This is a genomic window from Streptomyces sp. NRRL S-87 (assembly GCF_000719335.1).
Taxonomy (GTDB): domain Bacteria; phylum Actinomycetota; class Actinomycetes; order Streptomycetales; family Streptomycetaceae; genus Streptomyces.
In genome coordinates this window covers 13508-37341 of sequence record NZ_JOGB01000001.1, presented here as the reverse complement: position 1 = coordinate 37341, position 23834 = coordinate 13508, and the positions used below count along the sequence as shown (strand labels likewise).

The following is a 23834-nucleotide window of genomic DNA, read 5'->3' as shown; positions in this document are numbered from 1 at the left end:
GGGGGCGGACCGATGACGGAGCGGAGCAACACGACGGACGGGGCGCCGGGCGCGATGGTCGCGGTCACCGACCTCCACCGCACGTACGGCAGCGGGGCCGCGGCGGTGCACGCGCTCACGGGCGCTGCGTTCGAGGTCGCCCGGGGCGAGCTGGTGGCCGTGAGGGGCCGCTCGGGCGCCGGCAAGACGACCCTGCTGAACCTGGTCGGCGGCCTGGACTCCCCCGACCGCGGGCGCGTCGTCGTGGACGGCACCGACCTGGCGGAGCTGGGCGCCGAGGAACTGCTGGAGCTCCGACGCGACCGCATCGGCTTCGTCTTCCAGGACTTCGGGCTCATCCCGATCCTCACGGCCGCCGAGAACGTCGGCATCCCGCTGCGACTGCGCCGTACCGACCCGGCCGAGCGCGACGAACGGGTGGCCCTGCTCCTGGCCCTCGTGGGGCTGGCCGACCACGCCGACCAGCGGCCCACGGAACTCTCCGGCGGCCAGCAGCAGCGGGTCGCCATCGCCCGGGCGCTGGCCAACCGCCCGTCGCTCCTCATCGCCGACGAGCCCACCGGCCAACTGGACGCCGGCACGGGCCTGTCCGTCATGGAACTGCTCCGCTCCGCGGTCCGCAGCGAGGGAGTGACGGCCCTCGTCGCCACCCACGACCCGCAGCTCCTCGACCTCGCGGACCGCGTCCTCGAGCTCCGCGACGGCCGCGTCACGGCCCAGTGAGCATCGCGGTCCACCGTTTCCAGGAAGCCTCGGCCTGACCGCCGTGTGCTGACCGCCGTGTGCGGCGGCACGACCGCGTGGTCGCGCCCCGTGCCCGTTCACGACGGTGTCGGGGCGCTCCACACCGCGCGGCCGTCCCTGAGGACGACGGCGTCCCCCGACGGGCGGACGAGGAGGCGGGCGCCGGGAGCGCCCGCGGTGCGGGAGGACCAGAGGGGCTTGCCGGCCGCGTCGCGCACGGTGAGTTCGCCGTCGGCGGCGAACAGCGCGTCGGCGCCGGAGCCGGCCGTCCCGGCGCTCCACAGGGTGCGCCCGTCCGCCGCCAGGAGCACCAGGTCGCCGTCGTCCTCGAGGCGCAGCCGGACCGCACCCGCGTCCAGGGTGTCTCCGGGCCGCAGCACCGTACCGGGATGGACCTCGATGGCGGTGTCGAGCGAACCGCCGGCCAGGGCCCGGAGGGTCGGGATGGACGGGGTGAAGGCGTACAGGGCGCCCTCGGTGCGCACGAAGCGCTGGAAGTCGAGGGTGGTGGCCCGGCCGCCGCTGGGCGAGGCGGATTCGAAGGCCACCGGGGAGGAGGTCCCGATGACGGTGTCGGCGCCCGGCTGCGGGTGCCGGCCGGGCGGGAAGTCCTCGTTGTTGCTCCACTGCCGGGCGATGAACTCGAACTGCTCGACGAGGTCGGCCTGGTAGCTGACGAAGACCAGACCCCGGGGGACGGGCGAGGAGTCCTCGCGGTGCGCGGGGCCGTACGGGATGCCGCGCCGGATGATGCGCCGGGTGTCCAGTGCGGAAGCGGCCAGGGGCGGGCGGCCGGGGGTCGTGACGAATCCACCGCGCGGGCTGGTCTTCCGGATGTGGGCGAAGAGGGGTGTGGTCCGGCCCTCGGGGTCGTCGTGGAAGTCGAAGTCGTTCCCGGCGTCGGTACCGGGCGGCACGGGCTTCTCCGCCATCGGGCAGGTGGCGACGGGGGCCCCGCTGGGCCAGCGTCCGACGAAGCGGGCGGCGAGCCAGCGGGTGTCCGCGTCGGCGGGCGCCGCGCCCGACTTCTGCAGCTGCTTGAGGAGTTCGCGGGCCTGTGACCACCATCCGGGGACGTCCTGCGCCAGCCGCCGCACCACCTGGAAGGACCCTCCGGTGGCCCAGGCGGGCAGCCCGGCCGGGCGCTGCCCCACCCGCTCCTGCCCGACGATGAACTCACCGGCGGGCAGGAGCCGGGTGCCGGGTTTGCCCTCCACTCCCGTGCCGGTCGCGTCCGCGGGGTGGAAGCCGCGTACGCCGGGCTGGCTGATGGCGTCGAGGAACCCGAAGTGCTCGTGCCCGCGCAGGGCGCCGGGCAGGGTCGCCGCGTCCTGCCGGAACACCACCTCGGCACCCGCGCCCTGGAGGGCGTCCCGGTGGCGGGCGGCGACCTGGGCGAGCACGTCGGGCTTGTCGGACGCGAGGGTGAGCACGGCGTGGACGGCGTCCGCGGCCGCACCGAAGAGCCAGGACCCGGGGGCGCTGGTGCCGGTGTCGCCGAGCCGTTCGGCCCGTGCCCCGGGGCCGTCCCGGAAGGCCTCCGCGGTCCCTCCCGGCGGGACGGCCGGGAACGGGTCGGCCTGGGCGAGGTGGCCCAATCCTGCGTGCGTGAGGCTGAGGCCGGTCCAGAGCGCGGACATGGTGGTGGGGTCGGCGCCGCTGCGCAGCCGGCGCGCCCGGCTGAACCGCGTGTTGAACTGCGCCACCTGCTCGGTGCTGGACAGCTCGGGCAGGAGTGCGCGGAGCCAGCCGCGGGCGGCGTCGACGGCGCCGAACCGGATGAGGAACAGGCAGGCCTGGTCCTTGCGGAAGCCCGCGAGGATGTCGCCCTGCGTGGTGGTGTCCGTGCGCAGCGGCAGTTCCTGCCCGGCGGCCTTCGGGACCGGGGCGGTGGGGGTGGTGGCGGCCACCGCGGGGGCCGCTTCGGCCGGGACGGCGTTCCCGACGGCCAGCGCGGCCGCGGCGGCGCCTCCGGCTCGTACGACGGTCCGGCGGGTGAACGGCATGGGTCCTCCGAGACGGGGCGGCGCGGGGAGTCAGGGCCCTCACCCTCGATCACCGCCCCGGCCGGCGTGCGGCGCCGCACCGGTCGGTGGCTCCACGATCACCCACACGCGAGCCCGGATCCGGCGGAAGGCGTACGTTCCCGGACGGACGACCGGGCCAGGCCCGGCCCGGTCCGCACGACGTCCCTGGCCCGGCCCGGTCCGCACGACCCGTCACCGGCCCGGGCCCGGTCCGCACGATGCGTCAGACGGGGAGGCGGCCCCAGCCCGTCGGGCCGCCGGCGGGCGGCTGCAGCGGCCGGGCCGGGACCGGTGGGGCGGGCAGCGGTGGCAGCGCCGGGTACTGGAGCCAGGCGTCCAGCAGCTCGTCGACCGGACCGGTCGCGTGGCGGGCCACGTGCGCGGCGAAGCCCGCGGTGGTGACCACGCCGTGGCGGTTCACGGTGGCCCAGTCGCGCAGCATCGGGAAGAACGCGTCGTCGCCCAGGGCGCACCGGACCGCGTGCACGGACAGGCCGCCCCGCTGGTAGAGGCGGTCGTCGAACATCAGCTTGCGGCCCGGGTCCGCCAGCCGCAGGTCCTGCGGCCGGGCGGACAGCAGGCGGTGCGCCGCGGCGGCGTGCGCGTGTGCGGTGCGGCCGCCGGTGGCCTCGGACCAGAGCCATTCGGCGTACTTCGCGAAGCCCTCGTTCAGCCAGATGTGCCGCCAGTCGGCGATGGTGACGCTGTTGCCGAACCACTGGTGGGCCAGCTCGTGGGCGATCAGGCGCTCCGATCCCCGTACCCCGTCGACGTGGTTGGTCCCGAAATGGGACATGCCCTGGGCCTCCACCGGCACGTCGAGTTCCTCGTCGGCGACGACCACCGCGTACTCCCCGAAGGGGTAGGGACCGAACAGTCGCTCGAACAGCTGCATCATGGCCGGCTGCCGTGCGAAGTCCCGGGAGAACTTCGGCAGCAGGTGGGTCGGGACGTGCGCGCTCTGCGGGACGCCGCCGAGACCGGGGTCGCCGAGCAGCACGGTCTGGTACATGCCCACCGACAGCCCGACGAGGTAGCTGGAGGTGGGTGCGGGCTGCTCGTACACCCACGTGGTGGTGCTCGCCCTGGTGGTCCGGGTCAGCAGCCGACCGCCGGCCACCACGGTGTACGGCGAGGGGGTGTTGACCGAGATCTGGTACGAGGCCTTGTCCGCGGGCCGGTCGTTGCAGGGGTACCAGGAGGGGGCGCCGACGGGCTGGCTGGCCACCAGCGCGCCGTCGGTCAGTTCCTCCCAGCCGAGGCCGCCCCACGGGCTGCGCACCGGCCGGGGGTTGCCCGACCAGTGCACCTCCACCGTGAACGCGGCGCCGGCGGGCAGCGGCTTGGCGGGGCGGATCCGGAGCCGGCCGCCGCGGTGCACGTAGTGCGGGGCCCGGCCGTCGACCAGGACCCGGCCGATCTTGAACTCGGCGAGGTTGAGGAAGAACTCGGGGAGCGGGGCCCGGCCCGCTATGGCGCTGAGCCGGGCGGTGCCCGCCAGGCGGTTGGGGCCGGGTCGGTACTCCAGGGCCAGCTCGTAGCGGTTCACCCGGTAGCGGGCGTCGCCGTTGTCCGGGAAGTACGGGTCCGCCGCCACCGCCGCACGCTGGCTGCCGGCCTTGCTCTGGCCGCCGGTCCTGCTCTGGCCGCCCATTGCCGCCGTCCCTCCCTGCGCCGCGCCCGTGCTGTCCGTCAAGGCCGCCAGACCTCGATCGGGTTGCCCAGCCAGCGGGTGTCGGCCGGGACGGATTCCCCGGCCATCACGAGGGAGGCGGGGCCGAGGGTGCTGCGTGCCCCCACCGTGCTCCCGGGCAGCACGATCCCGCCGGGTCCCAGCGTGGCGCCCGCACCGAGGGTCACAGTATCCGTCCGCAAGATCCGATCGTGGAAGAGGTGGGTCTGTACGACGCAGCCGCGGTTCACGCTGGCCCCGTCGCCCAGCGCCACCAGGTCCGTCTCCGGAAGCCAGTAGCTCTCGCACCACACGCCCCGGCCGACGCGGGCGCCGAGCCCGCGCAGCCACAGGGACATCACCAGGGTGCCAGGTACCGCCCCGATCAGCCACGGCACGGCCAGCACCTCGACGAAGGTGTCGGCCAGCTCGTTGCGCCACACGAAACCGCTCCACAGCGGGTGCTCGCCGGTCCGGTGCCGGCCGACCAGGAGCCATTTCGCGGCCACCGCGACCAGGCAGGCGACCACGCCGGAGCCGATCAGGACCAGGCCCGACAGCAGCGCGCCGCCCACGACGCCCGGCCCGCCCGCCCCGCCGGCGCCGCCGGGAACGCCCGCCCCGCCGGGTCCGTCGGGGCTGCCGGGTCCACCGGGGCCGCCGCCGGCCGTCATCAGCGCGCAGAGCGCCGCCGCGGTCAGGGCGGCCAGGGCCACCGAGCAGAACACGGGCACGAGCCGGCACAGCTCCACCAGGCCCCGGGCCCACAGCAGCCGGGCGGGCGGGTGGTAGGTGCGGCTGCTGTCCGCGGCCGCGGCGGAGCGGGGCAGCCGGACCGGTGGCAGGCCCAGGTAGGAGCTGCCCTTCTTGGCCTTCTTCGGCGCGGCCGACAGGACGCCGACCAGGCCGTCGTCGGGCACCCTGCGGCCGGGGGCGGTCATCCCGGAGTTCCCGAGGAAGGCCCGGCGGCCGATCTCGGAACGGCCGATCCGCATCCAGCCGCCGCCGAGCTCGTAGGGCGCGGTGAGGGTGTCGTCGGCGAGGAAGGCGCCCTCGCCCACGGTGGTGAGGCTCGGCAGCGCCAGCACGGTGGACACCTCCGCGCCGGGACCGATCCGCATGCCGAGCAGCCGCAGCCAGACCGGGGTGATCAGCCCGGCGTACAGCGGGAAGAGGGTGCCCCGGGCCAGGTCCATCAGCTGGGTGACCGTCCAGGCCTGCCAGCCGACCCGGCCGTGGGTGGGGTGGCTGCCGGTGTGCAGGCCGATGCTGAGCAGCCGGACGGCCGCGAGCACGAGCAGGGCGTACGCGAACCCGAAGGCGAGCGCGGCGGGCGCCACCGCGAGCAGCGCCCCGCGCAGCGCCGGGCCGGGTCCCGCCCCCGGGGGCACGAACAGGCCCGCCACCAGCAGCGCCGGTACCGCGGCGAGCAGGGGCAGGAGGGTCAGGCAGACGCCGGTCACGCCGTACATGGCGCGCCAGTGCACGGCGCGCGGCGGGCGCTCGCGCGGCCAGTTGCGCTTGGCCTTGCCGAGCTTGGCGGCGGGCGCCCCGGCCCAGCGCTGGCCGGTCGGGATCTGGCCGACCACGGCCGAACCGGGGGCCACCTCGGCCCCCTTGCCGACGCGGGCGCCGGGGAACAGGACGCTGCGGGTGCCGACGACGGCGCCCGCGCCCACCTTGACCGGGCCGATCTCCAGCCGGTCCCCGTCGAGCCAGTGGCCGCTGAGGTCGACCTCGGACTCGACGGCGCAGCCGCGGCCGAGTTTGAGCAGGCCGGTGACCGGCGGCAGCGCGTGCAGGTCGACGTCGCGGCCGATCCTGGCGCCGAGGGCGCGGGCGTAGCGCTCCAGCCAGGCGCCGGTGAGCGAGGTGGCGCCCACGCACTCGGCCAGCCGCTCGGCGGTCCACAGGCGCAGGTGGACGCCGCCGCCGCGCGGGTAGCGGCCGGCGGCCACGCCGCGCATCAGCAGCCGGGCGCCGCCGGCGGCCAGGGCGAGGCGGCCGGGCGGGCTGAAGAAGACCAGGGCCCCGGCGGCCACCAGCCACCAGGGGGCGGTCGGCGCCCACGGGTACGACCCGACCTGGTGAAGTACGTTGCCCAGGGCCAGCAGCGCCACGCTCCAGCGCAGGCCGACCAGCGTGAACAGCGGCGGCAGCAGCAGCGCCTGCACGATCCTGGCGCGGACCGGTACCGGCGCCACGCTCCGGGCGGCCTCGCCGCCGTGGGCGGACTTCTCCAGCCGCCGGGCCAGCTTGCGCAGGGTCGGCTGCTGGTAGACGTCGAGCACGGCCGCGCTGGGGTAGCGGGTGCGCAGCCGGGTGGTCAGCCGGGCGGCGGCGAGGCTGTTGCCGCCGATCGCGAAGAAGTCGTCGCCAGCGCCGGTGACGGCCACGCCGAGGGTCTCGCGCCACTGCTCGGCGAGCCAGGCCTCGGTGCCGGACAGCTGCTCGGCGGGGCCAGCGGCCTCCAGGTCGGGCAGGGGCCAGGGCAGCGCGTCCCGGTCCACCTTGCCCGAGGTGCGGGTCGGCAGGTGGTCCACCGGGGCCAGCAGCGGGACCAGGGCCGCGGGCAGCTCGGCGCGCAGCCGCGCCAGGGCCGCGGCGCGGTCCCAACCGTCCTGGGTGACGAGGTAGCCGACGAGCAGCTGGTTGCCGCTGCGGGCGGTGCGGACGGCGGAGGCCGCGCCGGCGACGCCGGGGAGGGCCTGGAGCGCGGCGTCCACCTCGCCCAGTTCGATGCGCCGGCCGCCCAGTTTGACCTGCTCGTCGCCGCGGCCGAGGAAGACGAGCCCTTCGGGCTCCGCGCGGACCAGGTCGCCGCTGCGGTAGGCGCGCGCCCAGCCGAGGGACTCCAGCGGGGCGTACTTCTCCGTGTCCTTCCCCGGGTCGAGGTAGCGGGCCAGACCGACGCCGCCGATCACCAGCTGGCCGCTGCCGCCCATCGGGACCGGTTCGCCGGACTCGTCGACCACGGCCAGCTCCCAGCCGTTCAGCGGCAGCCCGATGCGGACCGGCTCCTCGCCGGTCATGAGGGCGGCGCAGGCGACGACCGTGGCCTCGGTCGGGCCGTACGTGTTCCAGACCTCCCGCCCTTCGGTGACCAGCCGGGCCGCCAGCTCGGGCGGGCAGGCCTCGCCGCCGAAGATCAGCAGCCGGACGTCGTCGAGGGCTTCCGGCTCCCAGAGGGCGGCGAGGGTGGGGACGGTGGAGACCACGGTGATCTCCTGCTCGACCAGCCACGGTCCGAGGTCGGCGCCGCTGCGCACCTGGGACCGGGGTACGGGCACCAGGCACGCGCCGTGCCGCCAGGCGAGCCACATCTCCTCGCAGGAGGCGTCGAACGCGACGGACAGCCCGGCCATCACCCGGTCCCCTGGGCCGATCGGGTCGTCGGTGAGGAAGAGCGCCGCCTCGGCGTCCACGAACGCGGCGGCACTGCGGTGGGTGACGGCCACGCCCTTGGGCTTGCCGGTGGACCCTGAGGTGAAGATGATCCACGCGTCGTGGTCCGGGCGGGGGCGAGTGGCCGCCGCGGCCGGCTGCCCCCCTCCCGCGGCCCGGGTCCCGGCGGGGCGCGCCCCGGCCCGCGCCTGCGGGGCCGGTGTCCCGGTTCCGGGGGCGAGGAGCTCGATCCGGCGGTCGGCGCCCAGCACCGCCCGCACCCCGGCCTCGCCGAAGACCAGCTCGGCCCGCTCGTCCGGGTCCTCCGCGTCCACGGGCACGTAGGCGGCCCCGGCGGCGAGGACGGCCAGGACCGACGTGTACAGCTCGTTGGTGCCGGACGGCACGCGGACGCCGACCCGGTCGCCGGGCCGCACCCCCGCGGCCGCCAGTGCCCGCCGCCGGCGCTCGATCTCGGCGGCCAGTGCCCGGTAGGTCAGCCGGTGGGAGCCGTCGTCGAGGGCGAGCTCGTCGGGGTGGGCCCGGACGGAGTCGTCCAGGACGTCGAGGAGGGTGCGGGGCGGGGCGGGTGGACCGGCGGTGAACCGGGCCGCCTTGGACGGCTCGTCGGGCGTCCCGCCGGGGCTCTCGCCCGGCGGAACGCCGTGGTCGGGCCCGGTCGGCTCCGTGCGCTCAGGTGTGGCTGCCATTGCCCCTCGCGTCTCGTTCCCGGACGGATCCGGCCCGCCGACGGAGACCGGGTATGCCCGGTTTGTTCCGGCTCGGCGGAGAACAACCGGCCAGCCTACGCCAACGCCACAGATTCTCTCGCTGAAACTCTTGCGCTTGGCCGGGAAGAGACGGTAAAGAGCCTGCTCGCACCACCTCGCCCCGTCCGCGCCCCTCGTTACCCCGTCCACACCCCTGCGCACCCCGTCCGCACCCGCCGGGACGTACGGCGAACGGGCCTGGAGGAGGTCCGCCGTACGTCGCCGTCGCCGTCGCCGTCGCTCAGAACGCCGCGACGGCTCCGGTGTCGCGGAAGCGCCCGGGGTGCTGCCGGCGGTATTCGACCAGGCTGTGGGCCACGGCGGCACCCTCGCCCACCGCGGCGCCGACCCGCTTGACCGATCCCGACCGCACGTCCCCGACCGCGAAGACGCCCGGGAGGCTCGTCTCCATCGCCCGGGCCTCGGGCCCGCCCCCGCTGCCGGTCAGCACGTATCCCCGGTCGTCGAGCTCGAGGACACCGCCGAGCCAGTCGGTCGAGGGGCGTCCGCCGATCAGGACGTACAGGCACTGCGCAGGGACGGTGCGCTCGTCCCCGGCGCGGTCGCGCAGCCGGAGCCCGGTGAGCGTGGTTCCGCCCAGGCACTCGGCCACCTCGGTGCCGAGCAGGACGCGCAGGCCGGGCGTCCGCTCGATGCGCCGGACCAGGTAACTCGACATGGAGGCGCCGAGGTCGGTGCCCCGGACCAGCAGGGTGACGGAGCGGGCGTAGCGGGCGAAGTAGAGGGCGGCCTGCCCGGCGGAGTTGCCGGCGCCCACCATGTAGACGTCCTCACCGGCCGCCGAGGGCGCGTCGGCCAGGCACGCGCCGTAGTAGACGCCGGAGTTGAGCAGCCGGTCGACGCCCGGGCTCGCGAGGCGGTTCCACTCCACGCCGGTGGCCACCACCACGGCCGCCGCCGAGACCGAGGCCTTCTCGTCCGTGCCGGCCTTGACGAACTCGACCGTGTGGTCGCCCGTGCCCGTCGGGAGCAGCCGCGTGGCCACCCGGGTGGGCTGCCACTCGACGCGGGCCCGGCGGGCCTGCTGGAGCGCGCGCTGGGCCAGGTCGCCGCCGCTGAGCCCGACGGGGAAGCCGAGGTAGTTCTCGATCCTGGAGGTCGAACCCGCCTGGCCGCCGGGCGCGTCGTCCTCGATGACGACCACGCTCATGCCCTCCGCGGCGGCGTACACGGCGGTGGACAGCCCGCCGGGGCCGCCGCCGATCACCGCGACGTCGTAGTGCTCGTGCTCGGCGGGCCGGATGAGGCCGAGCCGGTCGGCCACTTCACTGATCGGGGGGTCGACGAGTTCGGTGCCGTCGCCGAGCCGGACGGTCACCGGCGCGTCCTGCCCGGCCTCCTCGGGCACCCAGCGGAAGATGACGCCGCTGCGGCCGAGGAAGTCGCGGACCGCGTAGGCGGCCGGCGAGAAGCGGGAGCCGCGGACCTCGGCGGTGGGCAGGCCGCCGCGGCGCTCGGCGTTCCAGGTGCAGAGGGTGTCGTCGAGGTCGGCCCGGAGGCGCTCGGCCGGAGCCGCGCCGGGCCCGCCGGCGTCCCGGGCGGCGGGGTCTCCGGTGAGCGGCAGCCAGCGCGTGGCGGGGAGGCCGGCGGCGTACGGTCCGGGATCCTGGTCCGCGACCACCGCGGCGACGGGCACGTCCGCCTCGGCCATCGACCGCAGCACCCGGTCCGCCTCGGCCGCCCCGCCGACCTGCAGGACGCGGAAGGACGCCCGGTACCAGTGCTGCACCAGCTCGGCTGTCTCGTGTCGGCGGAGCGGATCGGGATCCGCGAGAAGGATCACCGGCAGCGCGGTCTCGGCCATGAGAGGTCCCTCCAAGGTGTGTCGATCGGTGATGTCCCCCCACCGGTCAACGACTCGGAGATCATTCCGTGGCTGTCGAGGTGCGACGGCTCCGGCGGTCCGCGGGGCGGCCCGGCACCGCCCGCCGGGATCCACCGGAGCCGTCGCGTCCGTCAGAGCCGCCCGAAGAACTGGTTGCCGCGGGCCGCGTGGTCCTGGCTGGTGTAGTACTCCTTCATCGCGGAGCTGATCTCGTCACGGCTCAACCGGCCGTCGCCGTCGCGGTCCAGCGCGGTGAACGAGTCGTCGAAGGCCTGGCGGGGCAGCCGGAACATGCCGTGCAGCAGGGACGTGTACTCGTCGCGGCTCAGCATCCCGTCGCCGTCGCGGTCGCCGATCTCGGTCCAGGCGTTGCTCAGGTTCCTGATCCGGTCCCAGATGCGGTTCTGGTCGGTGACGATCCGGGCCCGGAAGGCCGCCCGGAACTCCTGCCGGTCCACGGCCCCGTCGTCGTCGCGGTCCATCTTCTGGAAGACCGCGTCCCAGAGCTCGGCCAGCGAGCCCCGGAGCTCGGCCACCGCGTCCGGCGCCAGGCCCTGCGACTCCGCGAGCTGGTCCGAGACGGCCAGCACGTCCGACCGCTCCACCCGCCCGTCGCGGTCCGAGTCGAAGACGTCGAACGACCGGTCCAGCTTCATGTCCAGCAGGCTCACGCCACGCCACCCTTCACCCTGCGTACCCGCACGACCACCGTGCGCTTGCGCGAGGAATCATAGATCGCCCCCCTCCTGTTCCAAGATCCCCCGCACGGGCGACCCGGAGGTGCGCGTGGTCCGGGGTCCCGCCGCGGAAGGGGCGCGGCGGGACCCCGGACGGGCGGGGCGGCGGGGGCGAGGGGGCGTCAGGACGTCGGTGCGGGGACCTCGGGGGCCAGGGAGTTGCCCGCGGGGATGCGGCCGCAGTCGGAGGGGGCCGCGCGGCCCGCGAAGCGGTCGCCGAGCCAGCCCAGCGCGGCGGGCGCCCAGACGACGGGCACCCCGACGTGGCTGAGCAGGTCGAACTGCCGGTACTCGATCGACCCGTTGCCGGTCGAGCAGTACTGCCGGGCGAGGGTCCGCACGTCCCCGGCGACCATGACCCCGTCACCGGTGCCGATGCCCGGGCGGTTGCTGAAGGTCCCTTCCCACACGCCGCCGTTGCCCTGCGCGATGAATCCGGGCACGGTCGGGGTGGGCGCCGAGCCGAGGTTGACCTTGTTGACCGCCTCGACGAAGGCGGGCACCGAGTTCGGGTCGGCGTACTGCGGCTTCGCCAGCTTCTTCCACGTCAGCCCGGGGTAGCGGCCCAACGCGTCGACGATCGAGCCCTTCTCCAGCTTGTGGTACACCTCCGCGCCGTAGGAGTTCAGGTACGGCTCGAGGTCGATGCCGAAGGAGCGGGAGACGCCGATGAGCGCCATGGGGATGACGCCCGTCCACACGACGGAGCCGTCCACGTACTTGAGGTTGTGCGCCGGGTCCACGAGGAGGCCGCCCTCGGCGAAGCCCACCAGCCTGCGGTTGACCTCGGGTGCGTAGTCGGGGGCGAGGGCGGCCGCCCAGTTGGTGGCGATGGCACCGCCGGAGTACCCCAGCAGGCCGAACCGGGTGTCGGAGTCCAGGCCGGTCCCGGCGGACGCGGTCGCGGCGCGGATCGAGTCCAGCGTGTTGGTCCCGTACTCCGGGCCGGCCGCGAAGTCGGCGGACTGGCCCTCGGTGTCCGGGATGACGAGGTCGTAGCCCGCCAGCAGGAGCGGCACCACGAACACGGACTCGGCGTTCGCGATGGCGCCGCCCAGCGAGACGTTGCCGGCGATGGCGCGCGACGGGCCGTCCTCGGGGTCGAGCGAATCGTAGAACGACTGGTACGACACCGCCTTGTCGTGACGGCCGGTCGGACTCGGCACCACCGTGGTCACGTTGGCGGACGGACGGCCCTGGGCGTCGGTGGTGCGGTAGAGCAGCTGGATCGCCTTGAGCGGCGTGGGCAGACCCACGAGGTGGTACTTCAGCGTCCGCGTCTTCAGCACGGCGCCCGGGGCGAACGAGGCGAGCGGCTCGCTGCCGGTGTAGGCGTAGAACGGGTCGCTCGCGCCGGCGGGGGCGGTGGCCGCGGCGGTCGAGGGGGCGGCCGTGGCCGCCGGGGCGGCGGTGGCGGCCATCGCGACGACGACGGCGGTGGCCAGGAGACGAGCGGCGTTTCTGGGCATGACTCCCCCGAATCGTGGGTGGGGTGGCGGGACGTGCGGGAGCCGGCGCCGGGCGGCGGCGCCGTGCGGGGCGTGGCGTGGCGGGAGAGCGGTCGGGTGGCACGGGTCCGGTCGCCCGTGCCGCGCCGGGGCGGGTGGGATGCGCGCACGGCATCCGGTGGCGGCGCGCGGCGCGGTCGCGGAGGGATCGAGGTGGGGGTGGGGTGGGGGTGGGGGTGGGGGTGGGTGAGGTCCGGTGGAGGGGCGGTCGGGATCCGTCCGCGTCTGGTGATCCACCGGGCGAACGTGTTACCAACTGGTAGGTAACGTGCTGGAAACCAGGATGCGGCCGGCACGAGGCCGTGTCTCCGGGGCGCACCACAGAGATTCGCGAGGTGGATTGTGACCGCACCCAAACCGGCGGAGCCCGACGCGGGACCGCAGTTCGGCGGCATCCCGGTCCACAAGCGGCTCCTGGCCGCTGCACCGGACCTGGCACCCGCGGTGACGGCCCGGCTCGTCGAGATGCTGCCCGCCTACGGTGCGCTCCCCTCGGAGCAGCTGCGCGGCGAGGTCACCAAGGAAGTGGACCGCGGCATCAGGGCGTTCATCAGGGTGCTGCGCCACGGCGAGCTGCCCGAGGAGGCCGAACTGGCCCGCATCAGCGAGTCGTCGGCCCGGCGCGCCGACGAGGGCGTACCGCTGGAGGCCGTGGTCGGCGCCTACCACCACGGGGCGGAGGAGTGCGCGGCCCGGGTCCTCGCGACGGCCGAACCGGGCGACCTGCCGGACGTGTTGCTGGTGCAGCACCGGCTGCTGGGCTACCTCCGGCTGGTCAGCTGCGCGGTCGCGGCGGGGTACGTCCAGGAGCGGCAGACGGCCCTCGGCGACGAGCAGGTCGCCCGGCAGGCCCTGCTGTCCCGGCTGCTGGAGGGCGGCAACCCGCAGGCCGCGGCCGACCGCGCCGGCATCCGGCTGCCCGCCTCGTACGTCGTCCTGAGCATGGCCGTCGGGCCGCACCCGGACGAGCTGCTGCCCGGCGTGAACCACTCCGTCGCCGCGCGCCGCAAGATCCGACGGCTGCGCAACGAACTGCAGCGCCAGACGACCGGGGTGCCGCTGTCCGTGCTGTCCGGCGACGGCGGGCTGGTCCTGGTCCCGTACGGGACCACGGCGGGCGACTTCGGCGCGGCCGACCGGGAGCGGCTCACCCGGCTCGTCGAGCAGCTCGGCCTGATCTGCGGCGCCGAGCTGCAGGTGGCGGCCGCCGCGGCCGCGCCGGAGGACGTCGCGGAGGCCGCCCGGCTGGTCGGCGAAGTGCGGCGGGTCGCGGAGGGGTCCGGCCGGGGGCCCGGGCTGTACCTGCTCGACGACGTGCTGCTGGAGTACCAACTGAGCCGCCCGAGCCCGGCCCGGGACGGGCTCGCCGCGCTGCTCGGCCCGCTGACCGGGCGCCCGGAGCTGCTCGACACGCTGCGCACCTTCCTCGCGTGCGGCCTCGACCGGCGGCGGGCCGCCGCCCGGCTCCAGGTACACCCCAACACGGTGGACTACCGCCTGCGCAAGGCCACCGAGCTCACGGGGCTGGACGCGGCCCGGGGCGCCGACCTGCTGACGCTGCACGCCGCCCTGGCCGCCCACGACGCCGTACGGCGGGCCGAACCCGAGACCGGCTGACGCCGGAGCGGCACGCCGCGCGGCGGCCGGGGCGGGGCGGGGCGCGCCCGCCGGCCGGGCCGGGCCGGGCGGGGCGACCGTGCGATCTCCGGCTATCGGGGTTTCGATGGGGTCATGCGGTACGCAGGTGTCGGACGGGCCGGCCTGCGCGGGGGTTTGGCCGGCGTGCTGGTCGCCGCGGCGGTCCTCGCGTTCCCTCCCGCGGCCGGAGCGGGTTCTCCCCCCGCACCCCCGGTCCGGGAGCGCTGCTCCCCCGGCTGGGTGTGCGGATGGACCTCGCCCGGCTACACCGGCGTGGTGAGCCTGGTCGCCGTAGACATGCCGGCGTACCCGGAGACGACGGCGTACGTCGGGTTCAACGACGGGCTGTCGGTGTGGAACGGCTCCGGCACGTGGCGGACCCCCGACGGTCGGTGGGGCCGCTGCGTGGTGGTCTACGACCGGCCGCACTACGAGGGGCGGGCGCTGACCGTGCCGCCCGGCCGCGGCATCGAGAGGCTCCCGGCGTCCTTCGGGCACGTCCGGTCGAACAGGTTCACGACCTGCCGGGTGGGCTGACGGCGCCGCTCCCCGGCCCTCGGGCTCCCGGCCGCGGGCGCGGGCCGGCCCACCCGGCGCGGCCCGGCCCGGGAGCGCCGGGCGGCCCGGGGCCGGCCCCGGGCCGCTCGGCCCCCTCGCTAGACCGCCGTGCGCGGGACCACCCACAGGGCCTCGGCGGTGGCGCAGAGTTCGCCCTCGGCGGTGGCGACGGCCGTGCCCACGCCGTACTTGCGTTCCGCCGAGGACAGCAGCCACGCGAAGGAGACCAACCGCTCGCCGGCCCGTACCGGCCTCAGCAGCCGCGCGCCGAGCGCGGCCGTGACAGCACCGGCCGGGCGGCCGTCGAGCAGGCGTCCGGCGGCGTTGCCGGGGCAGTCCAGCGCGCCCCACACCAGCTCGGGCGGCAGCAGCCCGTCCGGGTCGGCGAGGGCGGCCCCCGGGGTCCAGGCGGTGGCGACCAGGGCCCGTCCCGGCACCGCACCGCAGTGCTGGCGCAGCCCGGTCGCCGGGGTGCGGTCCAGGCCGCAGCCGAAGCAGTCGGTCTGGCCGTCCGGCGGAGCCGCCCGGTAGGCCTCGGCGGCGGCCTCGGCCTCGGACCAGGACGGCGCCTCCGGGACCTGGAGGGCGGGTCCGTCCGGCCCCGTGGGGACGGCGGCGGCCAGCAGCAGGTCGCCGTCGGTCAGGGCGCAGCCGCCCTCGGGGGTCGCGGCGAGTCGCACGGGAAGCCCGGTCGGTACCGGCCGCCGGAAGTCCACCCTTACGTCGCGTGCGGTCGCCCGCCCGGCCAGTACGCCCGCCACGTAGCCGCCGAACGCCACTCCGGTGTAGCCGTGCAGGTGCTCGGGGATCGTGAGGGTCTCGATGTCGGTCATGCCCGCCACCCCATCACACGGGCCGCCCGCGCCGTGCGGGGAGGCCTGCCCGGGGCCGGGCGGTCCGCAGGGACTACGGCCCGGTGGTCCACCGGCCGGCCCGCGGGCCTCCGGTGTGCGGCGCGGCGGGAATAATGGGGCCCCGCGGCCGCACCGGCCGCGGCCGGTCGCGAGCGAGGGACGACGAAGGACCGATGGGTTTGACGCAGGGCCAGCGCGTGAAGCTGGCGGAGGACATCGGCCTGGCCGACGCCGTCGCGGGCGGCTCGGGGGCCGTCGTCGGGTTCCTTTCCCTGGCGGCCGGCACCGAGGGGACCGTCGAGCGGGTCGACGGCCGGCTGCCCGAGAGCCACGGGGTCGGTGAGTACCAGCGGCTCACCTCGCTCCTCGAGGCCTTCGGACACACCATGCCCGAAGCGAGCAGGACGAGGCTCGAGGAGGAGATCGGGGCCCTGGAGCCGGAGTGGAAGGCGTTCCGGGCGCGCGGCGCCCGCGTCACCGCCCGCGTCCGCTTCGACAACGGCTTCGTCCTCGACGGCGCGCACGAGGACGTCCTCGTCCCGCTCTGAACCGGTCCGCCGGCCGACCCGGTCCGCCGGCCGACCCGGTCCGCCGGCCCGGCCGCCCGTCCCGGCTCCGCCGCCCGTCCCGGCCGTCCCGTCCTTCGGAACAGGCGGTGCCGGACCGGGCGTCCGGCGGGGGCGCGGCCCACCTCGGTCCTGCCGCGCGCGGAGCCGGCCGGGCTCAGGCCCCCGGCGCGGCAGGCCCCCGGTGCCTGATGTTGACGGCCGCGGCCTTGGCCAGCACCAGGGGGTTCAGGAAGCGCAGCGGACCGATGAGCCGGGAGGCGAAGAGGTGCATGTGCCGCGCCACCGAGGCGTCGCGCGCCGCGGCCGAGAACACGAGCCGCTCCACGGGGTTGAAGGGACGGGCGGTGGCGTAGTCGGCGGCCAGGTACTGGTGGCCGCGCAGCCGGCGCCGGTGCGTCCGGGCGTACGCCGCGAGCGACCGGTCGAGGTCGGCCCGCCCGGCCGCGGCGGGAGCGACCGCCTCCGCCAGCCACTGCGCGGACTGCAGGGCCCACCCGCACCCCACCCCCCACAGGGGGTCCCCGGTCAGGGCTGCGTCACCGATGAGCGCGACGCCCGGTGCGGTCGGGCGACGGCTGTGCAGCGGGTAGTCGACCGTCCCGATGATCTTCGAGATGCGCTCGGCGGAGTCGACGGGCGGTGCCTCGGGCAGCGCGCGCACGAACGCGCGGAAGCTGCCCTCCAGGTCCTCCTTGAACGCCGGCAGCCGCTCCTTGGACGGGAGCACCGCGAGGACCGTCACCCCGTCGTCGTTGGGGAACGCGTACGCCATGTCGGGCTCGAGGAACCAGGTCTGTCCGATCCCGCCCCGCAGCGGCAGGCCGCGGAAGTGCGCGAGGTAGCCGAACCGCGCGTTCTCGTGCCGCCGGACCGGCAGGCCGGCGAACCCGGCCACGGCCGAGTCCTTGCCGTCGGCGCCCACCACCAGGCGGGCCCGGAGTTCCCGCTCGCCCTGCGGTGTCGACGCGCGCACGCCCACGGTCCGCCCGCCCTCCTGGATCAGCCCGGTCACCTTGTGCCCGAGGAGGAGGTCGACGCCCGGGGTCTGCGCGGCCCGGTCCCGGATCATCGGGTCCAGGGTGCTGCGCCGCACGTTGTAGGCGTACGGCAGGTCGGGGCCGCCCGGCGCGGCCCGCGGCTCGATCCATCCCCAACGGGTGTACCAGCGGGCGTCGTTGCGGACGGCGCCGGCCTTCTCGAGGGCGGGTACGAGGCCGAGTTCGTCGAGCACCGGGTAGGCGTTGGCCGTGAGGGAGTGGGTGCACAGCACCTTGTACGCCTCGGGGTCCGAGCGGCGCTCCAGCAGCGCGACGCGGACGCCGCGACGCGCGAGCAGGACCGCCGCCGCGCTCCCGGCGAGGCTGGCTCCGCTGATGACGACGTCGTAGTCGTCTCCCGCGCCGTGTCCTGCGCTCCGAGACCTGATCATGCGCTGGTCGCTCCCTTCGGGGTGGTGCCGTGAGGGTTGCTGCAGCGCCCACAAGTGTCAGGAACATGACCGACTGTCAAGTGTGCGGGCCCCGGTCGGCGGGCCGGGCGTGGGCGAAGCCCCGTTGGTGCCGGAGCAGTCCGCCCGCGAGCCGCGGGTCGCCCTCGGCCGCGACGACCTCTCCCATCAGGATGGTGTGGTCGCCGCCGTCCCGCAGGCCGTGGTTGCGGCACGTGAGCCGCAGCGCCGCGGCCGCCAGGCCGGGGGCCGGCCCCGGGACCGTGGGCACCCCCGCGAACCGGGTGGCGGCGGGGCCCGCGCAGCGCAGTGCCAGTTCCTCGTCCCCGGGGCCGAGCACGTTGACGGCGAAGGCCGGGGCCGCGACCAGGGCGTCGTGCGTGCTCGAACGCCGGTCGACGGCGACGAGGAGCAGCGGCGGGTCGAGGGAGAGCGCGCAGACGGCGGAGGCCGTCAGTCCGCGCGTCCCGCCGTCGCGGTCGTGGCAGGTGATCACGCAGACCGGGGCCGCGAGGGCGGCCATCGCGGCACGGAACTCCTCGGCGCCGACGGCCGACGGGCCCAGCAGGGCGGGGGAGGTCACCGGCCCGCCACCGACAGGGACCGGCCGGTGGCGGCCGGAGCGGGCGGCAGCAGGCGTCCCGCCGGCGTGCCGGCGAACCCGCTGCCCGCGTCCCACACCGGGCGGCCAGCCTTCACGGTCGTCGTGACGCGCCCGGTGAACACCCAGCCCTCGTAGGCGGACCAGCCGCACTTCGCCTCGATCGTGTCCGCGGCCAACTGCCAGCGGTGGTCGGGGTCCAGCAGGGCCAGGTCGGCGTCGGCGCCCACGGCCAGCCGTCCCTTCCCCGGCAGCCGGAACAGGTCGGCGGGGCCCGATCCCATGAGCCGCGCGAGGTGCCGGGCCGCGCCGTCGGCGTCGTCCCCGGCGCCGCGGGCCATCAGGCCCGTCCAGAGGGCGCCGGCGAGTTCCTGGACGCCGGGGAGCCCCGGCGGCGCCTCGGCCGGCGGGCGGTTCTTCTCCTCCACGGTGTGCGGGGCGTGGTCGCTGCCCGCCGTGGCGGCCTGGCCGGTCAGCACCGCCTCCCACAGCCGGTCCTGGTCCCGCTGGGCCCGGATGGCCGGCGACAGCCGGGTACGGGGCCCGCGGCGGCAGGTGTCGGCATCGGTGAACGACAGGTGGTGGCCGGTGACTTCGAAGGTGACCGGCAGCCCCTCGGCCGCCGCCGCGGTGAGCAGGTCCACCTCCTCCGCGGTGGAGGCGTGCAGGACGTGGGCCCGGGTGCCGTGGGTGCGCACCAGCTCGATGACACGGGCGACCGCGACGATGGCGCCCGTGCGCGGCCGGTGCGGCTCGTAGCCGGCGTACGAGCGGGGTTCGCCGCGCCAGCCGTCGAGCAGGTCGAAGACGTGCTGCGCCTCGGCGTGCAGCACGAGCTGGACGTCGCCCAGGGCGGCCGCCTCGAAGGCCGCCGCCAGCTGCCGGTCCTCGCGGAAGACGACCGGGGCCGTGTGGTGGCCCGCCATGAACACCTTGGCGGAGGTGGCCACGGCCGGGTCGAGCGAGGCGAGCAGTCCGGGCCGGTCGGGGTCGGCGCCGATGTGGAACCGGTGGTCCACCCACGAACGGCCTTCGACGATGCGGGCCTTGTCGCGCACCGCGGTCTCGTCGAGCGCTGCCGGACGGGTGTTGGGCATGTCGACGACTGTGGTCACGCCGCCCGCGATCGCGGCCCGGCTGCCGTGCTCCCAGTCCTCCTTGTACTCCAGGCCGGGAGTGCGGAAGTGCACGTGCGAGTCGATCAGCCCGGGCAGGACGTAGCGGCCCACGGCGTCGAGCCGGGGGCCGGCCGGGGCCGGCTCCCCCACCGCGAGGAGGGCGTCGATCCGGCCGTCCCTGATGACGACGGTGCCCTCGCGGACCCCCTCGGGGGTGACCAGCCGGCCCCCCTCGACGACCAGGTCCGCGGTACGTGCGGAGGCGTGCGCGGTGTTCATCGCGTCCATGACGTGCTCACCAGCTCCCTGCAGAGATCGTTGGTCGGACCCATCAGCGCGACGGCGCGCGCGTCCCGCCGGTAGCGGTTGAGGGGGTGCGCCTCGGCGTAGCCGGCGGAGCCGAGGATCTGTTCGACCCCGGTCATGACCCGGTCGGCCGCGGCGGTGGCGCAGAGTTTGGAGTGGAGGGTGGTGGTCCCCGGGTCGGCGGAGTCCCGCCGGCCGGCCCGCTCGACGGCGGCCCGCGCCGCCTCGACCTCGGTGGCGAGGTCCACCAGCCGGTGCCGGACCGCCTGGTGCGCCAGCAGGCCGCGGGTGACGGCGTGGTCGTGCGCACAGTCCAGGGCGGCCTGGGCCAGGCCGAGGGCCACCGCGCCGAGGGTCGCGCCGCTCTCCCTGACCCGGGCGATGATCGCGGCGGCCTCGCCGGCCGGGCCGAGCCGGTCGGTGTCGGCCACCCGGCAGTCCCGCAGCGAGACGAAGCCGGTGGCGGACCCGCGCATGCCGGCGAGCGGCAGGGAGGTGTCCGGCACCAGGCCCGGGTTGTCGCCGCGGACGAGGAAGAAGGTCTGCCCCGCGGCCCCGTAGCCGGTCCCGGCAGCTCCGGCGACCGGCGCCTGCCCGGTCCGGACGAGCACGAGGTAGACGTCGGCCAGGCCCGCGCTGGTGGTGAACGACTTGGCGCCGTCCAGCACCCAGCCGCCGCCCTCGGTCCGGCGGCCCGTCGTGGAGAGGTTCCGCTTGTCGGCGCCGGCCCCCGTCTCGCTCCACGCGGAGGCCGCCAGCCACTCGCCGGACGCCAGCCTGGGCAGCAGGTCGGCGAGCTGGTCCGGGGTGCCCTGTTCCACGATGCGGCTGCTCACCGCGTAGTGCTGGAAGAGCATGATCGCGGCGGACCCGTTGAGGGCGGCGACCTCTGCGACGTGGCGGTTGAGCTCCACGGGGTCGGCGCCGGCGCCGCCGTACGCGTACGGGACGGCGAGGCCGAGCAGGCCGGTCCGGCGCAGCACTGCCACGGCGTCCAGGTCGGGCCGGCCGCTGCGGTCGGCGGCCGCCGCGGAGGCGGCGAGCCGGGAGCGGTCGGCGGGGTCCAGGAACTCCGGCAGCGGGGCCCGGGTGGCGGGGTTCGACGGGGCGGGAGCGGTCATGTGTTGTCCTCGTTCGGGGTGGATCGGGTGGGGCGCCGCAGCGGGGACCGACGGGGCGGTCACGCCGTCAGGGGGAGGGGCTCGGCGCCCGCGCGGGCCGCGGAGGGCCGGACGGTGTCGAGGTCGAGGGGGCCCGACAGCAGCCGGGCCTGCTTCCTGCTGACGCTCACCCATTGCAGGAGCGCGTCGGCCGGTTCCCGCTCGACGTCGACGAGTGCGGCCGTGGACCCGCCCGCCGTGTCGATCTCGACGCGCGTGGTGCCGCCCGGCCGGCCGTCGAGGAAGCGCGCCGCGACCGTGCCCGGCCGGCTCGCGGCCGCCGCCAGGCAGATGGTGCCCGTCAGTGCCAGGGTCGGGTGCCAGGTGGGAACCGAGATGGAGCGGACGGCGAGCCGGCCGCTCTGGTAGGAGGCGATCGCGGCGACCTTCGGGAAGACGCTGTCGGCCGGCATCCCCAGGAGCGTCGCGGCGGCCCGCCGGATCTGCTGCATCTCGTCGAAGACCGCGGCGCCGGCCCCGAACAGCTCGGCCTGCGACCCGATCCCCAGGTCCCGCGCGTCGACGAAGACGTACGGGTTCCCGAGGGAGGCCAGCGACACCCCGTACGTCCCGGCGGGCGTGGACACCACGTCCACGGGGCGGCCCGTCATCAGCAGCCGGCTCAGGCGGGTGCCCTGCGGCTGGACGAAGTGCAGGGTGAAGTCGCCGCTCAGCCGCCGGGATCCGTCGACCTCGCACACGATGTGGTCCCCGTTGTTGAGGACGCGCAGCCGCACCCGGTCCCCCGGGGCCAGCCGCGGTACCAGCCGCAGCTCGCCGGCGACCAGCACGGTGGCGAGGATCGAATGGCCGCAGCTGCCCCGGAAGTCGAAGGCGTCGACGGCCTGCGGCAGGCACTGCACGAACCTGTAGTCCAGGTCGAACAGGGGGTGCCGCGACGCCGAGACGAGCGCGATCTTCAGGACGTCAGCGTGTCCCTGCCGGACGAGCCGGCGGCGCACCTCGGTCAGCAGCGGGCGCAGCACGTGCTCCGCGTCCGCGATCCCGTCGACCTCGAGGACCAGCGTCGGACACGGCGCACCGGCCACCTCCGCGACGTACCCGTTCACGCCGCGCGCTCCGGTTCCGCGAGGGCCGCCGGGCCGGCCGCCGAGCCGAGCGCCGGCATGAACTGCTCCAGCCACAGCTCGTGGACGAGCAGGGACCACAGCGCGAGCGCGGCCCGCTCCGAGGGCCGGGTCGCCTGCTCGGCGAACAGCCCGTCCACCGCCGCCGGGTCGAGCATCCCCCGGCGTCGCAGCCGCGCCGGAGCCAGGAGGTCCCGGGCGTAGCCGTACAGCGCGGTTCCGGGGACCAGCATGGCGGCGATCGGCAGGGTGAAGGGCTGCTTCGGGCGGGAGAGCACCGCATCGGGCAGCAGTCCCGACGCCGCCCCGTACAGCGTCCGCTTCCCGCGGCCGCCGGACACCTTCAGCTCGTCGGGCAGGGCCTTGGCGTACCGCACGAGGGAGGGCTGGCAGAAGGGCAGCCGGACCTCCACCGAGGCGGCCATGCTGAGGTGGTCGACGCGCCGCAGGTGGTACGCGGGCATGCGGGAGCCGGTCTCGAACTCAGTGATCGTCTCCAGACGGCGCGTCCGTGACGCGGCGAGGTCGCGGGCGATGCGGTCCGCCGCGGATCCCCGGGCCCGGACGAGATCGCGGTACTCGGGGGCGTACAGGTTCCGGCGCAGCGCGCGCGGCACGGCCGCCAGCGAGTCGACGTAGGCGGACACCCAGTCGCCGCCCTCGGGTGCCTCCACGGCCGTGCGGATCCGGTCGTAGCCGCCGAAGAGCTCGTCGGCGGCGTCACCGGTGAGCGCGACGCGGAAGCCGGCCTCCCGCACCGCGCCGAACAGTGCGTACGTCGACAACGTGATCGGGTCGGCGTTCGGCTGGCCGAGGTGCCACACGACCTGCGGGAGCAGGTCCGGGAAGTCGGCCGGGTCGATCTCCACCTGGTGGTGGCGGGTGCCGTTGCGCAGGGCCGCCTCGCGGGCGAAGTGGCGTTCGTCGTGGGGCCACTCCCCCGTGTAGGCGATGTTGAAGCTGTGCAGGTCCGGTACGGCCCGGGCGGCCAGGGCCGACACCAGGCTGGAGTCGAGGCCGCCGCTGGTGATCACGGACACCGGTACGTCGGCCCGGACCAGCCGGGCCGTCTCGGTGCGCAGCAGCTCGCGCACGCGGTCCGCGGCCTCCGCGGGACCGGTGGGGCACTCGGCCCCGGCGAGCGGGCGGCGGCGGACCGTCCGCAGCCCTTGGGAGCGGCTGACGGTCAGGGTGGTGGCGGGCGGCAGGACCCGGATGCCCTCGAACATCGTCTGCTCGCCGAACGGCGTCTTCGTGGACAGGTACTCGTCCAGGCCCGGCTCCCAGACCGCGGCCGGCACCCCGGGGAAGGCCAGCAGGGCGGGCAGCTCGGAGGCGAAGCGCAACTGCCGGGTCCGCTCGTCCCAGTGGTAGTAGAGGGGCTTCATGCCCGACTCGTCGCCGGCGAGCAGCAGCGTGGGCTCGGCGCGCAGGTCCACCACGGCGACGGAGTACATGCCGTCGAGGTGCTCGGTGAAGTCGCGGCCGAACTCCGCGTACAGCGCGGGCAGCACGGATCCGTCGCAGGTGTCGGCGAACCGGTGGCCGAGGGGGGCGAGGCGGGTGCGCAGTTCGGCGTGGTTGTAGATCTCGCCGTTGAACACGATGGTGACGTGCTCGCCCAGTCGGTACGGCTGCGAGCCGCCGGAGGGGTCCATCACGGCCAGGCGGTTGTTGCCCAGGGCCCAACCGGGGCCGGTGGCGAAGGTCTGCGCGTCCGGTCCGCCGTGCCGCTGCACGGCGGCCACCGTCCGCAACTCGTGCTGGGTGACCTGGGCGTCGAAGTGCCCGAAGATTCTGCACATGC

General features: G+C 75.8%; 17 protein-coding genes. 4 read left to right on the top strand and 13 right to left on the bottom strand.

Annotated features, from left to right (window positions below; translation table 11 throughout):
* The first annotated feature begins 12 nt into the window (after positions 1–12).
* Positions 13–723, top strand: a complete 711-nt coding sequence (locus IF43_RS0100155; protein ID WP_030192369.1) for an ABC transporter ATP-binding protein — start codon at positions 13–15, stop codon at positions 721–723.
* 98 nt (positions 724–821) lie between these two features.
* Here the strand turns inward: IF43_RS0100155 and IF43_RS0100150 are convergent, their stop codons facing one another.
* The 6 genes from IF43_RS0100150 to IF43_RS0100125 form a co-directional block, all read right to left on the bottom strand.
* Positions 822–2750, bottom strand: coding sequence for a Dyp-type peroxidase (locus tag IF43_RS0100150; RefSeq protein ID WP_051794431.1), 1929 nt, complete (start codon positions 2748–2750; stop codon positions 822–824).
* A 244-nt stretch (positions 2751–2994) separates the two neighbouring features.
* Entirely contained in the window at positions 2995–4425 is a 1431-nt protein-coding gene (locus tag IF43_RS0100145; protein WP_078909811.1) for a M1 family metallopeptidase, read from the bottom strand.
* A 38-nt stretch (positions 4426–4463) separates the two neighbouring features.
* Positions 4464–8537: a Pls/PosA family non-ribosomal peptide synthetase gene (locus IF43_RS0100140; protein ID WP_030192363.1), complete on the bottom strand. Its 4074-nt coding sequence runs from the start codon at positions 8535–8537 to the stop codon at positions 4464–4466.
* Between the two features lie 301 nt (positions 8538–8838).
* The gene (locus tag IF43_RS35910; RefSeq protein WP_051794430.1) at positions 8839–10422 is read right to left on the bottom strand and encodes an NAD(P)/FAD-dependent oxidoreductase; all 1584 of its coding nucleotides are present in this window, start codon (positions 10420–10422) and stop codon (positions 8839–8841) included.
* A 152-nt stretch (positions 10423–10574) separates the two neighbouring features.
* Positions 10575–11114, bottom strand: a complete 540-nt coding sequence (locus tag IF43_RS0100130; protein WP_030192361.1) for an EF-hand domain-containing protein — start codon at positions 11112–11114, stop codon at positions 10575–10577.
* Positions 11115–11302: 188 nt separating this feature from the next.
* Positions 11303–12649: a lipase family protein gene (locus IF43_RS0100125; protein ID WP_030192360.1), complete on the bottom strand. Its 1347-nt coding sequence runs from the start codon at positions 12647–12649 to the stop codon at positions 11303–11305.
* Between the two features lie 381 nt (positions 12650–13030).
* On the opposite strand from IF43_RS0100125, the gene IF43_RS0100120 reads away from it, so the two are divergent.
* On the top strand, positions 13031–14305 hold the full coding sequence (locus tag IF43_RS0100120) for a CdaR family transcriptional regulator (RefSeq protein WP_030192358.1): 1275 nt from the start codon (positions 13031–13033) through the stop codon (positions 14303–14305).
* 114 nt (positions 14306–14419) lie between these two features.
* The gene (locus IF43_RS0100115) at positions 14420–14863 is read left to right on the top strand and encodes a peptidase inhibitor family I36 protein (protein ID WP_107048357.1); all 444 of its coding nucleotides are present in this window, start codon (positions 14420–14422) and stop codon (positions 14861–14863) included.
* Between the two features lie 119 nt (positions 14864–14982).
* Here IF43_RS0100115 and IF43_RS41375 read toward each other — a convergent pair whose 3' ends face one another.
* Complete coding sequence (locus IF43_RS41375; protein WP_030192354.1) at positions 14983–15717, bottom strand: PaaI family thioesterase; 735 nt, start codon at positions 15715–15717, stop codon at positions 14983–14985.
* A 194-nt stretch (positions 15718–15911) separates the two neighbouring features.
* On the opposite strand from IF43_RS41375, the gene IF43_RS0100105 reads away from it, so the two are divergent.
* Positions 15912–16286, top strand: coding sequence for a hypothetical protein (locus tag IF43_RS0100105; protein WP_030192352.1), 375 nt, complete (start codon positions 15912–15914; stop codon positions 16284–16286).
* A gap of 175 nt (positions 16287–16461) precedes the next feature.
* Here IF43_RS0100105 and IF43_RS0100100 read toward each other — a convergent pair whose 3' ends face one another.
* The 6 genes from IF43_RS0100100 to asnB all read right to left on the bottom strand — a co-directional run bounded on the left by IF43_RS0100100 (position 16462) and on the right by asnB (position 23832).
* Positions 16462–17736, bottom strand: a complete 1275-nt coding sequence (locus IF43_RS0100100) for an NAD(P)/FAD-dependent oxidoreductase (protein WP_030192350.1) — start codon at positions 17734–17736, stop codon at positions 16462–16464.
* 76 nt (positions 17737–17812) lie between these two features.
* Positions 17813–18337, bottom strand: coding sequence for a flavin reductase family protein (locus tag IF43_RS0100095; protein WP_051794428.1), 525 nt, complete (start codon positions 18335–18337; stop codon positions 17813–17815).
* The gene (locus IF43_RS0100090) at positions 18334–19761 is read right to left on the bottom strand and encodes a dihydroorotase family protein (RefSeq protein WP_030192346.1); all 1428 of its coding nucleotides are present in this window, start codon (positions 19759–19761) and stop codon (positions 18334–18336) included. The genes IF43_RS0100095 and IF43_RS0100090 overlap by 4 nt, the downstream gene beginning before the upstream one ends.
* The gene (locus IF43_RS0100085; protein WP_078909810.1) at positions 19749–20900 is read right to left on the bottom strand and encodes an acyl-CoA dehydrogenase family protein; all 1152 of its coding nucleotides are present in this window, start codon (positions 20898–20900) and stop codon (positions 19749–19751) included. Before IF43_RS0100085 ends, IF43_RS0100090 begins: the two co-directional genes overlap by 13 nt.
* A 59-nt stretch (positions 20901–20959) precedes the next feature.
* Positions 20960–22009 carry a PrpF domain-containing protein gene (locus IF43_RS0100080; RefSeq protein ID WP_037887067.1) on the bottom strand — a complete coding sequence of 350 codons (1050 nt, stop codon included), beginning with the start codon at positions 22007–22009 and terminating at the stop codon, positions 20960–20962.
* Positions 22006–23832, bottom strand: a complete 1827-nt coding sequence (gene asnB, locus IF43_RS0100075; RefSeq protein WP_037887066.1) for an asparagine synthase (glutamine-hydrolyzing) — start codon at positions 23830–23832, stop codon at positions 22006–22008. Before asnB ends, IF43_RS0100080 begins: the two co-directional genes overlap by 4 nt.
* Between the last annotated feature and the right edge of the window lie 2 nt (positions 23833–23834).